This window comes from Cellulomonas sp. GbtcB1 (assembly GCF_019091725.1).
Classification (GTDB): domain Bacteria; phylum Actinomycetota; class Actinomycetes; order Actinomycetales; family Cellulomonadaceae; genus Cellulomonas.
Window position 1 is genome coordinate 1 of sequence record NZ_JAGXJG010000557.1, and the last position, 236, is coordinate 236.

At 78.8% G+C, this 236-nt stretch carries 1 protein-coding gene; it reads left to right on the forward strand.

The window, feature by feature from the left end; all coding sequences use genetic code 11:
• The coding region (locus KVT14_RS21375; protein WP_217617385.1) for a beta-propeller fold lactonase family protein at nt 1–236 on the forward strand (236 nt) is incomplete at both ends.

The window sequence follows — 236 nt, forward strand, 5'->3', positions numbered from 1 at the left end:
CTCGCTCCTGGCCGTGGACCGGCAGGCCGGCCTGCTGCTCGCGGTGGGCGAGCACGCCGGCGGCACCGTGCCCGCGTTCCGGGTCGGGTCCGGCGCCGACGGCCGGCCCGCGCACGACCGGACGGGCACCGCGAGCAGCGGCGGTGACGACCCGTGCCACGTGCTGCTCGAGCCGGAGGGCCGGGTGGCCTACGTGGCCAACTACTCCTCGGGCTCGCTGGCGGCCCTGGAGCTCG